We start from the raw sequence: 19,255 nt of genomic DNA, 5'->3' as shown, positions 1-19,255 counted from the left end.
GACACTCCCACAGCTAAAGCAATGGGATTCTTGACTTTCCTTCATTACTACTGCATCCTCGGACAACTGCTTTCTATTCCAGGCAACATAGATTAACACAGAAGTCTCTTTATGCTTCAGTTTCCTATCCAATATTTTTCATTGCCTTTTGATAATCAGCGATAAGTTCATCCAGTTCCCGGCTGACACGCAAGATTTCTTGTGTGACCAGGTGATGATGCGCTTTAGTAATCAAAAGGTGCAAACGCTGCCTCACCTGATCAATAGACTTTTTCATTGCTTCCAACTCTCCGAAGGCACTCGAAGATGGACCATCCCCTACCGAGTGACAATCCAAATTCAAAACTGCCTCCGTCGGTTCCTCTTTCTTTCCAACATGGTTACACATATATATTTTCCTCTCAAAAATGAATTTGAGAGGAAAATTAAAAAAGCGCACGCGCAGAAAATATACTTCTATCCTACACGTGTGCTTTTATGTTATTGAAAATAAAAGTCAAATGCTGTATAATAACATAAGATCGCATGACAGCCGCGTATCATCGGATACACTTGTATCTGGCGATACGTCTACTGTTGGTGTAGGCAGGGGTTTTGCCTGCATTAGTTTCTGAGTGTTGGCCCACTCAGAAACCATGGCGACTTTTTTAATTTTCCTCGCAATAATTATATACTATTTAAGGGAAATAATGCAAGTTATTTGGATTAATTTTGTATTATTGTGTAGGATTTTATCTGATGGTAGCTTTTTTATTGGCAGATTTCTTTGATAAGCAAGTGTTTTACTTCGGTACTTCGGGATACTGATTTTTCATCCCGTACTAAAAGACAAGGAGCTACTATTCATGGTAACAATATAATACGCTTATTCATATTATGTAAATATGTGCATACACTTACAGCGTTTGCGCATCTATACATCATTCGTATTGTTTCGTATTGTATGGAAGTTATTGATTGCATTTTGATTTGTAATGTAATGATTCACTCCGCTCATTATAAACTTATTTAGGAAATGAGAGAAAAAACAGATGGATAATTTTAAAATAGAAATAAGAGCTGTAGAAAAATTGAAATTGGCTCAGGCGGTAAGGGATCAAAAAAAAGAAGAATGCCTGATTCTAGCCGAAGCATTATTGGATGATGAAATCAAGATTGGTGAATTATTAAAAAACATCCCTACTGCCCAAGGAACCAGAAGCGATTTAACTTCGGTGCACCGGTGGACCGAAGTTGGAAATGCCTCGAATCATACCTGTGAAAATCTATCCCTACCTCAGAAAACCAAATCACAGATTGTGAAAAAGTTTAACTTTACTATTGCTTCTTTATTTCTCTTCACAAAATTATTTCCGGGGGTAGTGCCACATTTTCTGCATTTTAAATCATACGCCGAATTAATTTCTCTACATACTTTGCATGAATAATCTTCATTCATCTTTTCATACCATTTCTCAAGCTCAGAACAGAGATTGTCAAGGGGGTAAATGATATTTAGATAAAAAACTTTGTCTATCCCATAATTATATTGAGGGCATAAGCGGTTTACTGCTTACGCCCTCTTGATTGCCATACAGCAAAGACAGGAAAAATTGTCAAGGGCGGCGTAGCCGTTCATCTTGACCCTTGACGGTTTTTCGTGGATTTGCTATGTTGTTGTGATTACTGCGACAATAATTTCTCCCACAAATAAATTATCTTTCTTTTAATTTATGTCAGGAGTTTGGGCAATTTTTTATCAATATCAAAATCTTTCTTGCAAATCTGGTCTAATTATGATAGACTGCAATCAGTCTAATGAGTTTAGATTGGAGAGAATGCTATGATTAAGGATATAACGCTTACTGCCGCAGAAGAAAAACTCGCGGCTTTGATTTGGCGGGCCGCGCCGCTGGCCTCGCCGGATTTGGTCGCGCTTGCGGAACGTGAAATGGATTGGAAAAAATCAACGACTTACACGGTGCTGAAGAAGCTCTGCGACAAGGGCGTATTCAAAAACGAAAACGCGAATGTATCGGTTGTGCTTACCCGCGATGAACAAATTGCCCGTCAAAGCCGCCGCTATGTGGAAGATACTTTCGGAGGGTCGCTGCCCAAGTTTATCACTTCATTTTTCGGCGGCAGGAAACTGACGCCGGAACAAGCGGCAGAATTAAAATGTCTTATAGAAGAACACGAGGGGGGCGGCAATCATGGATAAACTCTTCCTTACAATCCTGAACATGAGCCTGACCGGGGCGTTTGTTATCGCGGCGATATGCCTTGTGCGGTTGCCTTTGAAAAAAGCCCCTAAAATAATCTCTTACTGCCTGTGGGCAGTAGCGGGATTCAGGCTTGTGTTCCCATTTTCAATCGAAAGCGTTTTTAGTCTGATACCCTTCAAGGCGCAGACGATACCGCCGGATATAGCCATGCAATCAATACCGCGCATTGATAGCGGCATACTTTTTGTAAATAACGCTGTCAGCAGTATTCTTCCCGCCGCCACGCCGACCGCAAGCGTAAATCCGTTACAGATATGGACAACAATCGGCGCGCTTATTTGGCTTATCGGCTTTGCCGTAATGCTTATTTACGGCGTGGTGTCTTTTGTTATCCTCAAACGAAAGATGAGGGAAGCGGCTTACATCGAAGCAAATATCTACGAAGCGGGAAATATTAAATCACCTTTTGTGTTGGGCGTTTTCAAACCGAAAATCTATCTGCCCATTGGCTTATCAGGGCAGGAAAGAAGCTATATTCTTCTGCACGAGCAGACACATATCCGGCGGCGTGACCACATCGTAAAATTCGCGGCATATTTCATTTTGTGCCTGCACTGGTTTAATCCGCTGGCATGGGTGGCGTTTCTGCTGATGGGTGTGGATATGGAATTGTCCTGCGATGAGCGTGTATTAAAAGAAATAGGCGGGTAGAGTAGGGGAATGAAATTTCATTCCCCCCTTCATCAAACCGTGCATGCGATTCTCCCGCACACGGCTTTCCGATATTCTTCTTCCTTCAGCATTCATTAAACTGCAAGTCTTTGTAATCCATTATTGTAAATAATCTTTCGAACCTTTGAAATCCTAGCATATCGCCTTTTATTCTGTGTCTTGTAGTTATGCCACAAGGTAAATTTCTTGATAATATACCAATCCATTTTGTTCAGTTGCTTGCCTGCGTTCTTCAATGCATAATAGTTTCTCATTCCTACTATCTTAGGATTAAGAATTTCAATCATCTTGTGTACGTCCAGCAACAACGTTGACCTGCTGGCAAATACACCTTTGAGATTATCCCTCATCTTCTGCATAGCTTTGTTTGACGGAAATTGATGTGTTTCACTGAATTTCTGACCACTTGCTGTTTCAGATAATTTTCTTCTATGGTGAAATCCTAGAAAATCAAATCCTTCCTTTCCATCCCACATACTAACCAGCTTCGTTTTATCAGGATGCAGTTCTAGCTCCAACTTTCCCATTATGGATTTTACTGCTTGCAAGGCATGCTCTGCTTCTTTCTTGGTTCTACATACTATTACAAAATCATCACAATATCTAACGAGTTTGCCAAGGTGTTTGTAATGCCAGTCCCATTTACAGTCAAAGTAATGCAAGTAGATGTTTGCCAAAAGTGGTGAAATGACACCCCCTTGAGGACTTCCGAGTTCACTCTCAGCTACTTCTCCCTTTTCCATTACTCCTGCTTTCAGCCATTTCCATATCAATTTAAGTACCCTTCGGTCGGATATCCTTTGCTTTACCATCAGCATTAATTTTTCATGATTGATGTTATTAAAGTATCCCTTTATATCTGCATCAACTACCCACCAACCCTTTTTAGCAGTATCCTTCCGAATTCTGTCCAAGGCTTGGTGTGCATTCCTTTTAGGTCTGAACCCGTAGGAACATTCAAGAAAGTCTGCTTCGAATAATGGCTCCATTATCAACTTTACCGCCATTTGAATAACTCTATCCTTGATGATAGGTATGCCTAATGGTCTCCGTTCCCCATTCCCTTTCGGAATGTAGGTTCTTCTGACTGGCTTAGGGTGGTATCTTCCTTCCATCAACTCCTGCTGTGTCTCCACCAAGAATTTATCAATTCCGGATGCTTCTACATCTGTAATAGATATGTGATCAATCCCACCTGCCCCACCGTTTGCTTTCACTCGTTTCCATGCTTCCAATAGTATATCCTTGCGATACACTTTGTCATAGAGGGCATGAAACCTCCGCTTGCTGTTTGATTTGGCTGCAAGGTATAGCTTCCTTTGAAGTTGTCGAACTTTTTCTTTGGTGTTGTTAGCCTTTTGGGCATTCACTCGCTCTTACCTCCTTTGGATAGCTTGAATAAAGTAGAGTTCCTTCCCTATCTGTAGTTTTGTTGTCTACAGAATTATTGGTACTATGAACTCCTCCGACTCCCTCTTTGCAAGTATACAATTTCACTTCATCAGCTTATATGCAACTTCTTTACAATCTCAATTGTGCAAAGTAGGGTCTCTCCAGTTCCAAACCACACTTTCAATACATACCGTTTCCTCTACACCGAGGGATTCTTCAATGGTGCTTTCCAAGCTCTTCCCATCTTCCATGGTCTTCGCCCAATTTTGCAAGGCTCGACTTCCCTTTTGAACTCTGTAACCCAGAGACCTTTTTGACGATGCGGCAGAATTCACTTTATGTTACGGTCTGCATTTTTGCTCGCCCTACTGTTTAGGCAGGTACTTTATCCTCCCGCTCAGCACCCCACATTACTGTGTCGCACCGGGATTAGCTACCGGGCTTCTTGGCAATTACCCGTACCGGACTTACACCGGTGAGTGTGGTCCAGCTTCGCTGGACGCACCGAAATTAAAAAGGACTATTCGCTGTCGCTGTTATCTTTAGCGACGGAACGGCGTATCATCGGCGGCAGTCCTCTTGCCTTTGGCGAGGGCGGCGTGAAAGGGAGAATAAAAAACGTGCTGAACTTCAAAAAAACGTCGCGGGTGATTATCGTGGCTGCGGTGGCGTTAGTTGCTGTGTTGAGCATTGGATTTGCGGTGAATCGGATTGTCAATGCGCCGCTCATTGAAATGAAAATGGTTTATGAAGAAAATCCGGCTTTCTTTCTCAAAGATATGAAGCTAATTTGGGACGATACCATCTATCATGTATCACCGATGAACAACACCGGACGAGGAAAGGAAATCGGTTACGCCACAGATGAGTACAGCACTTGGCGCATTTATGAATTAAATGGGTACGGCCACGACTATTTACTGGCGGTCGAGAGTGAGGATGTATGGCGGGTGATGAGCATCCATCCGCCCGAGAAGCCTTTACAACAGTATGTTCTTGAAAACGCGACCGAAAAACAAAGGGCAGTGCGTATGCTATCCGTGACGCTGTATGGCGACGGCACCGCCAGGCTTGCGACGCCGCTAATCAGCAGTTATATGCTGCCGAATTGCACTTACGCCTTTGCAGACGATGAATTGTTGATTTACTCGAATATTGAAACGGAAGAATTAGAAAATGCTTTTGGTGTCAAAAACGGTGAAGTTATAGCGAGATTTACGGTTGCTGATGATAATACATTGGTATTCCAGTCGGCAACTGTGCCGCTGTTCGCGGCCGAAGGAGCGCGGTATGTGTCTGCGCCGAATACCGATTCATACGAGCCGCGCAAATGGTTTAATTACTACTTTCACGAGCAAATGCCTTGGGCGCGCAGCTTGGAATTAGAATTGCCGGAGTACCCGGACACCGTGTTTCAATGGACCCCATACGAAGTGAAAGCCATCGATGCAGACGGCGAAAAAACACTCTTTAGCGGGATGCCTGTTTGGAATGTCTATCTTGCGGATATTACCGGCGACGGGCTGCCCGAATTATGCGCGACGGTAAGCTTTGGTTCCGGTATCATCGATGAGCGCATAACTGTCTTCGATTATGCGACGGGAAATACCTATGACCTAAACGACCGTATGTATTATGATTACGCGCTCTATCTTGATAACGGACGGCTAATGGTAAAACAGACAAAGTACCCCGACCCTCAAAGTGACACGCTTGCGACAGGAGAATTGGCTATTGTGGGCGGCGAGCTGACCGCCATCGGCATTGACCGAACAAGACCGGAGACTGATTCGGGAAATGACTGAGCAGTATTACCTCTTCATATCCTGCGCCCTGCCCGGCTGCTGCTCCCCAATCATGGACTTAAACTTTTCATCAAGCCTCGCCATGTCCATAATCTGATTTTGTTGCAGGAAATTCAACATTTTTGAGGCGGCTTTCAGATTGCCGATAGCTTGATAGCGGTCTGATTTTCCTGTCTGCTCCCGCCTTGAAAGTATGTTTGAAATAATGTCGGCAAGGGTGGGCGGCCCGGCGTCCTCCATTTCCTCTTTCAGCCAGTTTTGCAGTTTGGAGATACGCGCCTTTAACTGCCGCAAACGCTGATTTGTAAACTCGATTTCGCGGTTCATATTGCCGCGCTCGGTAAGCCGCCGCCGCAACTGCGGACTTGCCTTTACCACGGCTGATTATTTTAATACTGCAAAATATATTTGTGGGATGGTATGATTTGGGCAGTTAAGTTAAGAAACCGTAGGCGATGGGCGATTAAATTGGAGGTGAGAAAGTGACATATATTCTTTGCGGGCTTTGTATTATTCTCGGTGTTGCTTTGATTAGAAAGCCAGATTTATTTTGGGGAATTGAGCATTTTCTTTCTGTAAAAGATGGTGAACCGACCAGTTGTGAGGTTAAACGCCCATTGAGTTAAATCCATTATCAAGCCAATAACGACAATAATTCATGCGGAAAAGAAAATTTCTTTTCGAGTCATGTTCCGGAAAAAAAACATGCCGCCAACTATAAGTGTCACAATAAATATGGCTCCATATACTATAAGCACTCGTGTATTATCTGATGTAATTGTCCCATCTGGAAGCGTAACAATAGTAAATCGACCTATCAGAAAAACTACCGCATTAAAAGCAATCACACCTGCAACGATACAAAATAGCGGTACTTTCCAAAATATTTTCTTCCTTATCTTCATAGCTTTTCCATACCTCCACCAACAAATTTCGATTTATCGCTCTCTCGGATTATATATAAATAATCTGCCCTTCGAACTGGAGTTTATTGGCTTTCTGCCAAGTAGTTTTGGTAAAGTTTTGGTAAAGTTCCGCTGAACTTGCAAGAACGCGGCCGAAATCCAGCGCCCATATGAACTCATCCATGTTGCAATATATTGCATTTATATTTTGGGGATTTTATTCACGGCTTCAATAGATGTAACCCCTTTATCACTGTCATAAGAAATATGTTTCGTATAAATCTGATATATTTCATCAGATGTTGCAACGACAGTACCATCCGTAAACATGAATGCAAATTGTGTCATCTTATCATTGATCATAAGCGTACTAACTATGTCCATAGACGGGAAAGTTGCATTTTGAAAGTATGTTAGCCGCTGTATATTATCATCGTTGTTCCACTCGATACTTGCGAACATATCTTCTCTACCTGTTTTTTCATAGGATAAAATATAAAATTTCCCATAAAATCCTTCATCATCAGTAAAGAGATAATTGCTTCTTTCTCCGTTTATTACAACTTTTGTTTCACCGGTTACAACTCCGCTTTCATATATATGGGCAGAAATTTCTTGATTTATGTTTTTATTAAATGGCAATTTAGAAAGTATCCAAAACCCAATAATGAAAATTACAAGCACTTTAAGGATCGTTTTGTAGTTTTGTTTCATTCATTGTCACCTCATCTAATATAAATACCGGGTATTGGAAAAACAATAATTCAATGTCACATTATTAGCGTTTTTGAGACGCATTTCAAGAAAGATATGTAACTATCATTATTTGCGATACCTAATTTATATTATATTCATACAAAGATACAGTTCTATTCTCTATACTTGAAGGAGATTCTCCCATATATTTAGCACCAAGTTTATCATAGAATCCCCTTGCATTTGGGTCACTGAAAATATTCAAACAACTAATTCCTTTTTCTTTACAAACAGCTGAAGCATAGTGCATTAACTTTTTGCCTATGCCAATCCCAATGTATTGTGGGTTAATAAATATGATTAAAGTGCTGCATACTGTTGACTATTTTACTGTAATTGGGTTATAATAATCATATAAGGGAAAGAAACAGAACAAGGTGTTTGGTTAGACACTAAAGGAACGAGTAGTTAACTTCTGGACAAAGTTAACTACTTTTTTTTGCTTTTAAAGCAAATTTTAATATCATAATCCCCATGTTTTATAAGCCAAAAAAGCAGACTCAAAAAACACGTTGAAGTTGTCAAGACTACTAATATTTTTATCTTTAGTTCAACAACCAACAGCCTCACCCCTTTCTCTCTGTAATCACCCTGTAACTGTTTCCTTTCCATATATCAGAGAGAAATATGTGGCTGCACCTTGCGGGTACTTATATTATACCATAATTTAGGTATATTTACTATTTAAAAACACGTTTTAATTTTTATTTATCAACTCGCTGTTGCCATTTTTTCTGTGTAATTCACGATACAATGTTGACTTAGATATCCTAAAAGTTTTACAAAGCTCTTGTATAGAATATTGCTTTGTACTATGTAATTCAAGTGCCATCTTTGCTTTCTTTTCGGATAACTTTCTTGGTCTACCGCCTAGTCTACCTCTTGCCCGGGCTGCTGTCAATCCTGCTTTTGTTCTTTCTCTAATAATTTCTCTTTCAAATTCCGCTAGACTGCCGAATATATGAAAAACAAGTCGGCCTCCGCTTGTTGTAGTATCAATATTTTCCTGTAGGCTCTTAAATCCAATCTCACGACTAGTTAAATCAGAAACAGTTTCAATCAAATGTTTCAATGACCTTCCTAATCTATCAAGCTTCCATACTATAAGAACATCACCTTTGCGTAGATACTCCAAACATTCTTCTAAACCTTTTCTTGCAGCCTTAGACCCACTCACTACGTCAGAGAACACTTTCTCGCAACCATCCCTTTGGAGAGCATTAATTTGCAAATCCAGTTTCTGATCATCTGTACTAACCCTTGCATATCCTACTTTCATATGTATCACCCCAATGGCAAATAATTATGAATAAAGATTCTCATAAACTCAAATATTTGTCAATTTCGAGAAGCTTGATACGGGAACGAGTATTGAAACTGAACCATGCAGCTATTTATATGACAGGGTTACAGAAAATGAGATAAGAAATATAGAGTCTCAAAAACGGATAATTTTGATAACTGGTTTGTTACCTAGAAGCATTTCAGATAAACAATAATAAAAGCTCCTGAAAAATAGGAGCCTGATTTACTGATTAATAATACCATGTTTTTTTAAGTTACCGTTGTTAGGTTATTAAAATAGTCTATTAATTTCTTGATTAAAATACAATCGAAATTCAATAGATAGTGATAATTTGTGCCAAGCAAATTTGCTGAATCATATGTTTTTCAAATAGCAATCAAAGCAGTATACTTCTCCACCTTCATCATCACTGGAAACTTGCTCAAGGTCTTTACCGCACATAGTACATTTTACAATGACAGGATGCTCTTGTTCACCATCACAGATATAATGCTCACAAGTCAGGTCACACCCATCGTCTTCGCAGTCCGAGCAGCTGTCGGATGGAAAACCAAATTCACATTCATATTGCTCAACCATGCCATTCTCATCTATGATCCCCTTAAGATTCTTACAATTGTTGCAAATACATTCACCCATCAAATTCCACTCCTTTTTCACTATAGTAGGCATCCGATGCATCGAATGCCTACTCATGTTAATCACTATTTATTCTGTTAGTGTATACTGACGCTACATTTTCACTCAAATATCTAAAATAGAAATATACCTACCCTGTAGATATTATATCATAATATACCTAGCTTATCCATATTTTATGTGCTTTATCTTCAGTCCGTGTTACCTTGAACAGTAAAAGAACTCCCCAGGGCTAGTAGCCAAAAGAAGTCCTTATAACAACAATATTTTATTCCTATATTATTCTTCGCCGCATATTATTTTATCGCATATTTCAGTGTTTTTGCCTGGAGTTCCTTCAAAAGCATTTATATACATTTGCTTTATTTCACAGATTAACGGGTATCTTGGATTCGTTCCTGTACATTGGTCATCAAAAGCTGATTCACACATTTCATCAAGGGTTTCATAGAATTTTTCTTTAGAAACACCGGCCTCACCGATAGTCTTGGGTATATTCACTTTGTTTTTCAAATCATTGATTGCTTTAATTAAGAGCTCAATCTTTTCATCTTCACTGCTTCCGCCTAGGTGTAGATAGTCAGCAATTTCAGCATATCGCCATTTTGCATTCGGATATTTGTATTGGGGAAATGCAGTTTGTTTTCTTGGATCATCTACCGCATTGAATCTTATTACTTCATTCAGTAAAAGTCCATTGGCAACCCCATGCGGTACATGGTGCATTGCACCTAGCTTATGTGCCATCGAGTGACATATTCCCAGGAATGCGTTGGCAAAAGCCATACCGGCTACGGTTGAAGCATGCGCCATTTTCTCTCTTGCTTTAATATTGTTAGGTCCGTCATTATATGCCTGCGGCAGGTATTTGAAGATTAACCTTATAGCCTCTAAAGCCAATCCATTTGTGTATTCTGACGCAAGAACCGATACATAAGCTTCAATCGCATGGCTTAGAGCATCTATACCTGAAGCGGAAGTAAGGCTTTTCGGCATATGAATCATTAGTTCTGCATCAATAATAGCCATGTTGGGTGTTAATTCATAGTCAGCTAACGGATATTTAAGCCCGGTTTTTTCGTCTGTGATTACTGCAAATGGTGTAACTTCCGATCCCGTACCTGCCGAGGTTGGAATAGAAATCATCATCGCTTTTACTCCCATTTCAGGGAAAGTATAAACTCTCTTTCGAATGTCCATAAATCTCATAGCAAGATCCTCAAATTTTACTTCGGGATGCTCATATAACACCCACATAACCTTTGCGGCATCCATAGGTGAGCCTCCACCAACTGCGATAATCACATCAGGTTTAAAGCTTTGCATTTCGAGAGCGCCTTTTTTAGCCGCTGCAAGGGTTGGGTCCGGTTCAACATCAGTGAAAATCTTATAACCCACTTCAATTTCATCCAAAATATTAGTAACCTTGTTCATAAACCCTAATTGGAAAAGAACTTTGTCAGTTACGATAAATGCCTTCTTCTTACCCAAACTCTTTAATTCCTTTAATGCTACCCCAAGACTGCCGTATTTAAAGTAAATCTTTGGCGGTACTCTAAACCAAAGCATGTTTTCTCTCCTCTCAGCAACATTCTTTATATTCAATAAGTTTTTAACTCCGACATTGTCCGATACGGAGTTTCCGCCCCATGTTCCGCAGCCCAAAGTTAAAGAAGGCGCCAGTTTGAAATTATATATATCACCTATAGCACCATGTGATGAAGGCATATTGATAATCGTTCTTCCGGTTTTCATGACATCGCCAAACCGATGAATTCTATCTCTCGATTTAATCTGATCAGTATACAGTACAGAAGTATGACCAAACCCGCCAAGCTCAATAAGCCTGATTGCCTTTTCAAGAGCCTCTTCAAAGGTGCTTATCCTATACATAGCAAGAATTGGAGACAGTTTTTCATGAGAAAACGGCTCTTCTAATTCTATTGATTCAACTTCTCCTATAAGAACTTTGGCAGTTTTCGGTACGTCAATTCCTACCATTTGAGCTATTTTGCAAGCACTCTGTCCAACAATTTTAGCATTTAGTGCACCATTTACCAGTATCATATTTCTGACTTTGTCTATTTCATCTTCTTTAAGAATATAAGCGCCTCTTTCTTGAAATTCACGCTTCACCTCATCATAAATTTGGTCCATAACAATTACAGATTGCTCAGAAGCGCAGATCACGCCATTATCAAAAGTTTTTGATAGAAGGACGGAATTCACTGCCATCTTTATATCGGCTGTCTCATCGATAATTACAGGAGTGTTACCCGGTCCTACACCTATTGCAGGCCTGCCTGAAGAATAAGCCGCGCGTACCATTCCCGGTCCGCCGGTCGCAAGAATCATATCTGACTCCTTCATGACAAGCTGTGAAAGCTCAACGGATGGTTCATCTATCCAACCTATTATTCCTTTAGGTGCACCGGCTGCTACTGCTGCATCCAAAACTATTCTAGCTGCAGCAATGGTTGATTTTTTCGCTCTCGGGTGTGGAGAAAATATAATACCATTTCTTGTTTTTAAGGCTATCAATGATTTGAATATTGCAGTAGAAGTCGGATTAGTTGTCGGAATTATAGCAGCAATTACACCCACCGGTTCTGCGACTTTAGCAATTCCAAAAGATTCATCCCTTTCGATTACTCCACAGGTTTTCTCATCTTTGTATTTGTTATAAATGTATTCTGAAGCGAAGTGATTTTTTATCACCTTGTCTTCAACAATACCCATTCCGGTTTCTTCAACAGTCATTTTAGCAAGTTCGATTCTTGCATTATTTGCTGCCATCGCTGCCTTCCTAAAAATTTCATCTACCTGTTCCTGTGTATAAGCAGCGAATATCTTTTGAGCAGCTCTGATTTCTCCAATTTTTGACATTAGATCATTAGCATTTGCTACTGTCATTCTTTATCCATCTCCTCAATTTATTACATTTATTAGAAACTCCGCATATTTATCAGTCATATATAAATACGGGAGCCTTTGGTGATACATTTGTATTATTTCTCTATTCCGTCGTTTTATTTACTCTTTGGCAACTAATATAATATGTTACGCAAAATTAATCATGTGATTATCATAACAATTCTTTTAGCATAACATTAAAGGCATGAAAATATTTTCATGCCTTTTTATATCAGCTATTAAAATCTTCTATTAATTGTGCCAGTTCCTCATCGGAATCAATAAAAATCCCGTTTTGTATTTTTTCTCTGTCATCCTGTCTCAGCTGCTTAAGATTAATATTATCAATAAGTCTGACAAAGCTTTCTTTACCTTCCGGCGCATTTTGATAAAATAATCCTACTTCTCCTTGATATTCTTTGACAATATAATGGTTAGGACATTTTCCGTCATTGCTCTTGGTAAATATGACCTGCTGCGCACTAAAGTTCTCCATCGACCAATCGCTGTACTTAATCTTCAAATCTGCTTCCGTAATACCTACTTCATCCTCCGTCACTGTATTTTCAGTCAAAATATCATGGCCGCAGCCCTCATAATGAACCCGAAACAGTAACTTTGTATCGGCAGATGTTTTCAGTTCAGCTGAATCGGTATTAACCGGTTTAGCCATATCATTGCTTTGATCTGCTAAACCTTCGCCGCCTTCATGGTCAGGATTATCTATATTTTCTTTGCGTGTCTCAATCTTTTGGTCTATATTGTTTTGGTCAATGGTTAAAGGCTGTGTCGAAATACCCGGGTCATTCCCTTGTTGATTGTTGCCGCTATTCATATAGTAACCGAAACTAAAAGCTCCTATTAAAATCATAAAGCAACAGAATGTCACTAACCTGTAGGACCTTCTTCTTGCCATAATAATACCTCCACTCACATATTTTGTAAGTATTATTCACAAAAATTACAAACAATATACATTTAATACATCTACAAAACTATATTTTCCATTTTTTTGGATACAATCTACTATACAGTGATTTTTTTGTAATATTTTCTTAACTTCTTTTGAATATTTTTATGTTATAATATGATAGACATACTTATGTATACATTTATGGCTAGGAGGTTATATATGTCAGAAAAAAATACGTCTCCTAAAAAGAGACAAAAAACATCTAAAGAAAAAAAAGGAATGTTCAAAACATTATCTATATTTTTCAAAATACTGCTGGTGGTTGGCCTTTTTGCAGGTGTTGCAGCAGTAGGTATTATCGGGGGTACTTTATACGGATATATTGATACTACAAAAGAAGTAGGGATTGATGACTTTAAATTGAATTTTACATCTTTCGTATACTACATAGATCCGGAAACCAATGAACCTGTAGAACTTGAACGATTATACGGCGAAGAAAACAGGATATGGGTCGGAATCAACGATATGCCGGAAAATTTAAAAAATGCTTTTATTGCCATCGAAGATGAGCGATTCAAAACGCATTTCGGGGTAGACATCAAAAGAACATTAAAAGCAACTTTTAACTATATCATCAAAAGTAATTCCTCTGAAGGCGGCAGTACCATTACGCAGCAGTTGATTAAAAATCTTTCCGGAGATGATGATGTATCCCCAAAAAGAAAAATTCAAGAAATGTGGAGAGCATACAATCTGGAAAAAAAATATTCCAAAGATCAGATATTGGAGTTGTACCTAAATACCATTTACCTTAGTCAGGGCTGCAATGGTGTTCAAGCGGCGGCAAATACCTACTTCGGAAAGGATGTAAGCGGACTTTCGCTCGCTGAAGCTGCTTCTATTGCCGGTATTACTCAGTTCCCCACACGGTATGACCCTTTTTTGAATCCTGAAAATAATAAGAAAAAACAGGAACTGGTACTGAAAAAAATGAAAGAACTTGGTGATATCAGTGAAAGCGAATATCAGCAGGCTATCAATGAAGAACTGAATTTTAAAAAAGGTGCCAAGCAGGAACTTACAAGCAAACAATCTTACTTTGTAGACCAGGTTATTAATGATGTATTAAATGATTTGCAAAAGGAAAAAGGATACTCCAAAGTTATTGCATCAAAAATGCTGTACACCGGTGGTCTAAAAATATATGCTACCATTGATCCTAAAGTACAGAGCGCAATGGACACAGTATTTAAAGATCCAGACCTCATCCCAAAATTTAATACGGAAATTCAACCGGAAGCTTCTATGTTAGTGCTAGATCCTTATACCGGACAGGTAAAAGGAATGGTAGGCGGCAGAGGTGAGAAAACGGCTAAACGCACATTGAACAGGGCAACGCAAACAGTACGTCAACCCGGTTCATCAATCAAACCTATCGGCGTATATGCTCCCGGATTGGAATACGGTATTATCACTCCAGGTACTGTATTTGATGACGTGCCTACTACTTTTAACCCCGGTACACCGAGCCAATGGACACCTAAGAATTATTATACCAACCCTCCTTATTGGGGGCTTTCAACCGTTAGAAGAGGTGTTGAGTGGTCAATGAATATTATTGCCGCCAAAGTGCTTGAAAAGGTAGGCATTGATAATTCCTTCAACTTTTTGACCCAAAATCTCGGTGTTACTTCTTTGGTAGAAAGAGAAAAAAGGGCGGACGGCAAGGTTTATACGGATAAACTTCTAAATTCCCTTTCTCTCGGCGGACTGACCGATGGTATATCGGTCTTGGAAATGACTGCGGCATACGCTCCTTTTGTCAATAAAGGATTATATACAAAACCGTATACGTACACCAAGGTTGTGGACCATGAGGGTAAGGTAATATTGGAAAAGAAAAAAGAATCCCAAATCGCTATGAGTGAACAGACTGCTTTCCTAATGACAAAAATGCTTGAAGGTGTTATTACAAGCGGTACCGCTACCTACGCAAAAATGCCCAATAAAATGCCTGCTGCCGGAAAGACCGGTACAACCAGTGATGATAAGGACCGGTGGTTTGTGGGATATACACCTTATTATGTAGCAGCTACCTGGTTTGGATACGATGATCCTGCGGTCATTCGAGTTCCGGGTGCTCTAGGCGGTAGGAATCCCGCTACTGTACTATGGCATGCGGTTATGAATGAAATTAATAAAGACTTGGAAGTAAAAGACTTTGTTATGCCTGCCGGTATTGTACAGGCACAGGTATGCATCGACAGTGGTCAAAGACCAACTGAGCTATGTTATAAAGATCCGCGAGGCGTAAGAGTTCGTACCGAATATTTCAAAAAAGGTACTGAGCCTAAAGAATCATGTACCGTACATGTGTTGGAAAAAGTAGATAAATCAAATAATATGCTTGCCAATGAGTACTGCCCACCTGAACTTGTAGAAGAACGCGTATTTATTGTGAGACCGAAACCGTATGTTCCTGTTCCGGATAGAAACGGTAATGTGATACTGCCAGGCGATGCAAAATATGAACTACCTGCAGGCGAGTATTGCAGCGAACATGGACCGACTACAACGCTCCCATCAACCGGCAATATAAATCCGTATGCACCGCCCGGATATGATAATAACTATAATAATAATAACAACAACAACACCAATAGCACTAATGATAACCGGAAAAATGGTAACCGAAACAATCAGCAAAGTGATGACAACATATTAAACGATATGGACTTAGATCTTAATAATTTGAACGACTAACACAGAAGAGCTGCCATTGGCAGCTCTTCTCTATTTTGCTATATACTTGATATAGTTAGTTGTTTATTATTCTTTTCAAATATTGACCTGTATAAGATTGATCACACTTTACTACCTGTTCGGGTGTTCCTTGGCATACTATGGTTCCTCCCCTGTCTCCACCCTCAGGCCCAAGATCAATAATATAATCAGCTGTTTTGATGACATCCAGATTATGCTCAATGACAACCACACTATTCCCGGTATCCACCAGTCTCTGCAAAACACCAATTAATTTATGAACATCGGCGATATGAAGTCCGGTGGTAGGCTCGTCCAAAATGTAAATGGTTTTTCCGGTACTTCTTTTGCTAAGCTCTGTCGCCAGCTTCACTCGCTGTGCTTCTCCTCCGGATAGCGTAGTGGATGATTGTCCGATCTTGACATATCCTAATCCCACATCATATAAAGTTTGAAGCTTTCTTTGGATTCTAGGTATATTCTGAAAGAATTCCAAGCCTTCTTCTACCGTCATATCCAGTACTTCAAAAATACTTTTTCCTTTGTACTTTACTTCCAGGGTTTCCCTGTTATATCTTTTCCCTTTGCATACTTCGCATGGAACATATACATCAGGTAAGAAGTGCATTTCTATCTTGATGATACCGTCACCGGTACATGCCTCACAACGACCGCCTTTTACATTGAAGCTAAACCTTCCCGGCTTGTATCCTCTCATTTTCGCTTCATTGGTTGCGGAAAATACGTCACGTATATCGGTAAATACACCGGTATATGTTGCCGGATTGGATCTTGGTGTTCTGCCAATGGGTGACTGATCAATATTGATGATCTTATCCAGATGTTCCAATCCCTTGATTTCCTTATGATGTCCCGGCTTCAATTTAGCTCTATTCAATTCACTTGCAAGCTTTTTATATAAGATTTCGTTGATTAATGAACTTTTTCCTGAGCCCGAAACCCCCGTAATACATGTAAATACTCCTAATGGCACTTTCGCATCGATGTTTTTTAAATTATTTTCTTTCGCGCCTATTACTTTCAGCCATTTCCCGTTAGGCTTTCGCCTTGCATCGGGTATCTCTATCGCTTTTTTACCGCTTAGATAAAGACCTGTTTCTGAATGCTCACACTGCTTTATCTCTTCTACCGTACCGGCGGCAACAACATGCCCTCCATGTATACCTGCTCCCGGTCCGATATCAATAATATGGTCGGCAGCATACATAGTATCTTCATCATGTTCAACCACAATAAGGGTATTTCCTAAATCTCTAAGATTCTTTAAAGTTTTCAGTAATTTATCATTATCCCGCTGGTGCAGACCGATACTTGGCTCATCAAGAATATATAAGACCCCCATTAGACTGGATCCTATCTGGGTCGCAAGACGTATACGCTGCGCTTCACCTCCCGATAATGTTCCTGTAGACCTGGATAATGTAAGATACTCCAATCCCACATCTACCAGAAAGCCTAACCGTGCGTTAATTTCTTTCAATATCTGATGCGCAATCAATTGTTCTTTTTCGGTTAATGTAAGATGATTAAAGAATTTTCTGGCCTCAACAATAGATATTTGGGTCGTATCATTAATATTTTTGCCATTCACCGTTACACCCAGTATTTCTTTCTTTAATCTTGCGCCACTGCAATCGGGACAAGGATTCGTGCTCATCAAGCTTTCCAACTCACTGCGCATCCAATCCGATTGCGTTTCTTTATGCCGCCTCTCAAGATTATTAATCACACCTTCAAAAGGCGCATGGAATGAACCTTTCCCATAGCCCCGTTCATAATCCACTTTAATTTTTTCTCCATTGTTACCATATAAAATGATATCAACGATGTTATCCGGCAGATCCTTCACCGGAGTATCTAAACTAAATCCATAATGTTTGGAAAGCGCTTCGAAAAACATACGTGACATGCTTTCTTCATTGCTGGTATTCCATCCGCCCGCATTGATAGCTCCTTCGGATATGGATTTGCTTTTATCGGGAATGATAAGGTCCGCATCAATTTTCATCAGCGTACCCAAACCGCTACAGCTCGGACATGCACCAAACGGGCTGTTAAATGAAAACATTCTCGGTGAAAGTTCTTCCATACTGATGCCGCAATCGTTACAAGCATAATTTTGGCTGAAAACAATTTCTCCCCCGTCAATGACATCAATAATCACAATACCGCCCGTCAAATGAAGTGCTGTTTCCAATGAATCTGCAAGCCTTTTCCTGATCTCCTCTTTAACAATTAACCGGTCGATAACGATTTCTATATTATGCTTCTTATTCTTTTCCAGTTTGATCTCTTCGGTTAGTTCCATGACTTGCCCATCTACTCTTATTCTTACATATCCGTTCTTTTTTGCATCTTCAAACACCTTCTGATGCTCGCCTTTCCGTGACCTCACCACCGGCGCCAATATCTGAATCCTTGTTTTTTCCTCAAGCGCCAGTATATGATCTACGATCTGGTCAATGGTCTGCTGCTTGATTTCTTTCCCGCATTTAGGACAATGCGGGATACCAATTCGTGCAAAAAGCAATCTTAAATAATCATATATCTCCGTTACCGTACCTACTGTTGAACGGGGGTTTTTACTGGTGGTTTTCTGGTCAATAGAAATGGCCGGAGAAAGACCCTCTATATAGTCAACATCCGGCTTTTCCATCTGTCCAAGAAATTGTCTTGCATAAGCAGACAATGACTCCACATACCTTCTTTGTCCTTCCGCGTAAATAGTATCGAAAGCAAGTGAAGATTTCCCAGACCCGCTTAGACCCGTTAACACAACGAACTGATCTCTTGGTATTTCAATATCAATATTTTTAAGGTTATGCTCTCTTGCACCTTTTATTAATATACTATTTCTAGACATCTTTATCTTCTCCTATGTTATTGTTGGTTCTATGAACTAA

The 19,255-nt window shown here is 39.8% G+C and carries 18 protein-coding genes; 6 read left to right on the top strand and 12 right to left on the bottom strand.

Annotated elements, in window-relative coordinates; genetic code table 11:
* Positions 1-124: 124 nt before the first annotated feature.
* Positions 125-388 carry an aspartyl-phosphate phosphatase Spo0E family protein gene (locus QKW49_RS00665; protein ID WP_282865669.1) on the bottom strand — a complete coding sequence of 88 codons (264 nt, stop codon included), beginning with the start codon at positions 386-388 and terminating at the stop codon, positions 125-127.
* A gap of 643 nt (positions 389-1,031) precedes the next feature.
* Here QKW49_RS00665 and QKW49_RS00660 point away from each other — a divergent pair.
* The 3 genes from QKW49_RS00660 (at position 1,032) to QKW49_RS00650 (ending at position 2,915) form a co-directional block, all read left to right on the top strand.
* Positions 1,032-1,427, top strand: a complete 396-nt coding sequence (locus QKW49_RS00660) for a hypothetical protein (protein ID WP_282865668.1) — start codon at positions 1,032-1,034, stop codon at positions 1,425-1,427.
* Positions 1,428-1,825: 398 nt separating this feature from the next.
* Positions 1,826-2,200 (top strand): BlaI/MecI/CopY family transcriptional regulator, encoded by a 375-nt coding sequence (locus QKW49_RS00655; RefSeq protein WP_282868023.1) that lies wholly within the window; start codon positions 1,826-1,828, stop codon positions 2,198-2,200.
* Positions 2,193-2,915, top strand: coding sequence for a M56 family metallopeptidase (locus tag QKW49_RS00650; RefSeq protein ID WP_282865667.1), 723 nt, complete (start codon positions 2,193-2,195; stop codon positions 2,913-2,915). Before QKW49_RS00655 ends, QKW49_RS00650 begins: the two co-directional genes overlap by 8 nt.
* A gap of 95 nt (positions 2,916-3,010) precedes the next feature.
* Here QKW49_RS00650 and ltrA read toward each other — a convergent pair whose 3' ends face one another.
* Complete coding sequence (gene ltrA / locus QKW49_RS00645; RefSeq protein WP_282865666.1) at positions 3,011-4,306, bottom strand: group II intron reverse transcriptase/maturase; 1,296 nt, start codon at positions 4,304-4,306, stop codon at positions 3,011-3,013.
* A 159-nt stretch (positions 4,307-4,465) separates the two neighbouring features.
* The gene (locus QKW49_RS00640; RefSeq protein ID WP_282865665.1) at positions 4,466-4,600 is read right to left on the bottom strand and encodes a hypothetical protein; all 135 of its coding nucleotides are present in this window, start codon (positions 4,598-4,600) and stop codon (positions 4,466-4,468) included.
* 207 nt (positions 4,601-4,807) lie between these two features.
* Between QKW49_RS00640 and QKW49_RS00635 the strand changes: the two genes are divergently transcribed.
* Complete coding sequence (locus QKW49_RS00635; protein WP_282865664.1) at positions 4,808-6,133, top strand: hypothetical protein; 1,326 nt, start codon at positions 4,808-4,810, stop codon at positions 6,131-6,133.
* A gap of 6 nt (positions 6,134-6,139) precedes the next feature.
* Here QKW49_RS00635 and QKW49_RS00630 read toward each other — a convergent pair whose 3' ends face one another.
* A complete protein-coding gene (locus QKW49_RS00630; protein WP_282865663.1) occupies positions 6,140-6,460 on the bottom strand; it encodes a hypothetical protein in 321 nt (106 codons plus the stop codon).
* Between the two features lie 155 nt (positions 6,461-6,615).
* Between QKW49_RS00630 and QKW49_RS00625 the strand changes: the two genes are divergently transcribed.
* Complete coding sequence (locus tag QKW49_RS00625) at positions 6,616-6,759, top strand: hypothetical protein (protein ID WP_282865662.1); 144 nt, start codon at positions 6,616-6,618, stop codon at positions 6,757-6,759.
* A gap of 30 nt (positions 6,760-6,789) precedes the next feature.
* On the opposite strand, the gene QKW49_RS00620 is transcribed toward QKW49_RS00625, so the two are convergent.
* From QKW49_RS00620 to QKW49_RS00590, 7 genes are all read right to left on the bottom strand, one after another.
* Positions 6,790-7,038 carry a hypothetical protein gene (locus QKW49_RS00620; RefSeq protein ID WP_282865661.1) on the bottom strand — a complete coding sequence of 83 codons (249 nt, stop codon included), beginning with the start codon at positions 7,036-7,038 and terminating at the stop codon, positions 6,790-6,792.
* Positions 7,039-7,239: 201 nt separating this feature from the next.
* Positions 7,240-7,752 (bottom strand): hypothetical protein, encoded by a 513-nt coding sequence (locus QKW49_RS00615; RefSeq protein ID WP_282865660.1) that lies wholly within the window; start codon positions 7,750-7,752, stop codon positions 7,240-7,242.
* Positions 7,753-7,873: 121 nt separating this feature from the next.
* Positions 7,874-8,086 (bottom strand): GNAT family N-acetyltransferase, encoded by a 213-nt coding sequence (locus tag QKW49_RS00610; protein WP_282868022.1) that lies wholly within the window; start codon positions 8,084-8,086, stop codon positions 7,874-7,876.
* A 405-nt stretch (positions 8,087-8,491) separates the two neighbouring features.
* Positions 8,492-9,073 carry a recombinase family protein gene (locus QKW49_RS00605; protein WP_282865659.1) on the bottom strand — a complete coding sequence of 194 codons (582 nt, stop codon included), beginning with the start codon at positions 9,071-9,073 and terminating at the stop codon, positions 8,492-8,494.
* 381 nt (positions 9,074-9,454) lie between these two features.
* Positions 9,455-9,739 (bottom strand): hypothetical protein, encoded by a 285-nt coding sequence (locus QKW49_RS00600; protein WP_282865658.1) that lies wholly within the window; start codon positions 9,737-9,739, stop codon positions 9,455-9,457.
* Positions 9,740-10,018: 279 nt separating this feature from the next.
* Positions 10,019-12,652, bottom strand: coding sequence for a bifunctional acetaldehyde-CoA/alcohol dehydrogenase (gene adhE / locus QKW49_RS00595; RefSeq protein ID WP_282865657.1), 2,634 nt, complete (start codon positions 12,650-12,652; stop codon positions 10,019-10,021).
* Between the two features lie 232 nt (positions 12,653-12,884).
* The gene (locus QKW49_RS00590; RefSeq protein WP_282865656.1) at positions 12,885-13,568 is read right to left on the bottom strand and encodes a BofC C-terminal domain-containing protein; all 684 of its coding nucleotides are present in this window, start codon (positions 13,566-13,568) and stop codon (positions 12,885-12,887) included.
* 216 nt (positions 13,569-13,784) lie between these two features.
* Here QKW49_RS00590 and QKW49_RS00585 point away from each other — a divergent pair, with 216 nt between their 5' ends.
* Positions 13,785-16,331, top strand: a complete 2,547-nt coding sequence (locus QKW49_RS00585; protein WP_282865655.1) for a PBP1A family penicillin-binding protein — start codon at positions 13,785-13,787, stop codon at positions 16,329-16,331.
* A gap of 55 nt (positions 16,332-16,386) precedes the next feature.
* Here QKW49_RS00585 and uvrA read toward each other — a convergent pair whose 3' ends face one another.
* The gene (uvrA, locus tag QKW49_RS00580) at positions 16,387-19,215 is read right to left on the bottom strand and encodes an excinuclease ABC subunit UvrA (RefSeq protein WP_282865654.1); all 2,829 of its coding nucleotides are present in this window, start codon (positions 19,213-19,215) and stop codon (positions 16,387-16,389) included.
* Positions 19,216-19,255 lie beyond the last annotated feature (40 nt).

The sequence above is a fragment of the Petroclostridium sp. X23 genome, assembly GCF_030013905.1.
Classification (GTDB): Bacteria; Bacillota; Clostridia; order SK-Y3; family SK-Y3; genus X23.
The sequence above is the reverse complement of the archived record's forward strand: the minus strand, read 5'-3'. Positions and strand labels throughout refer to the sequence as shown.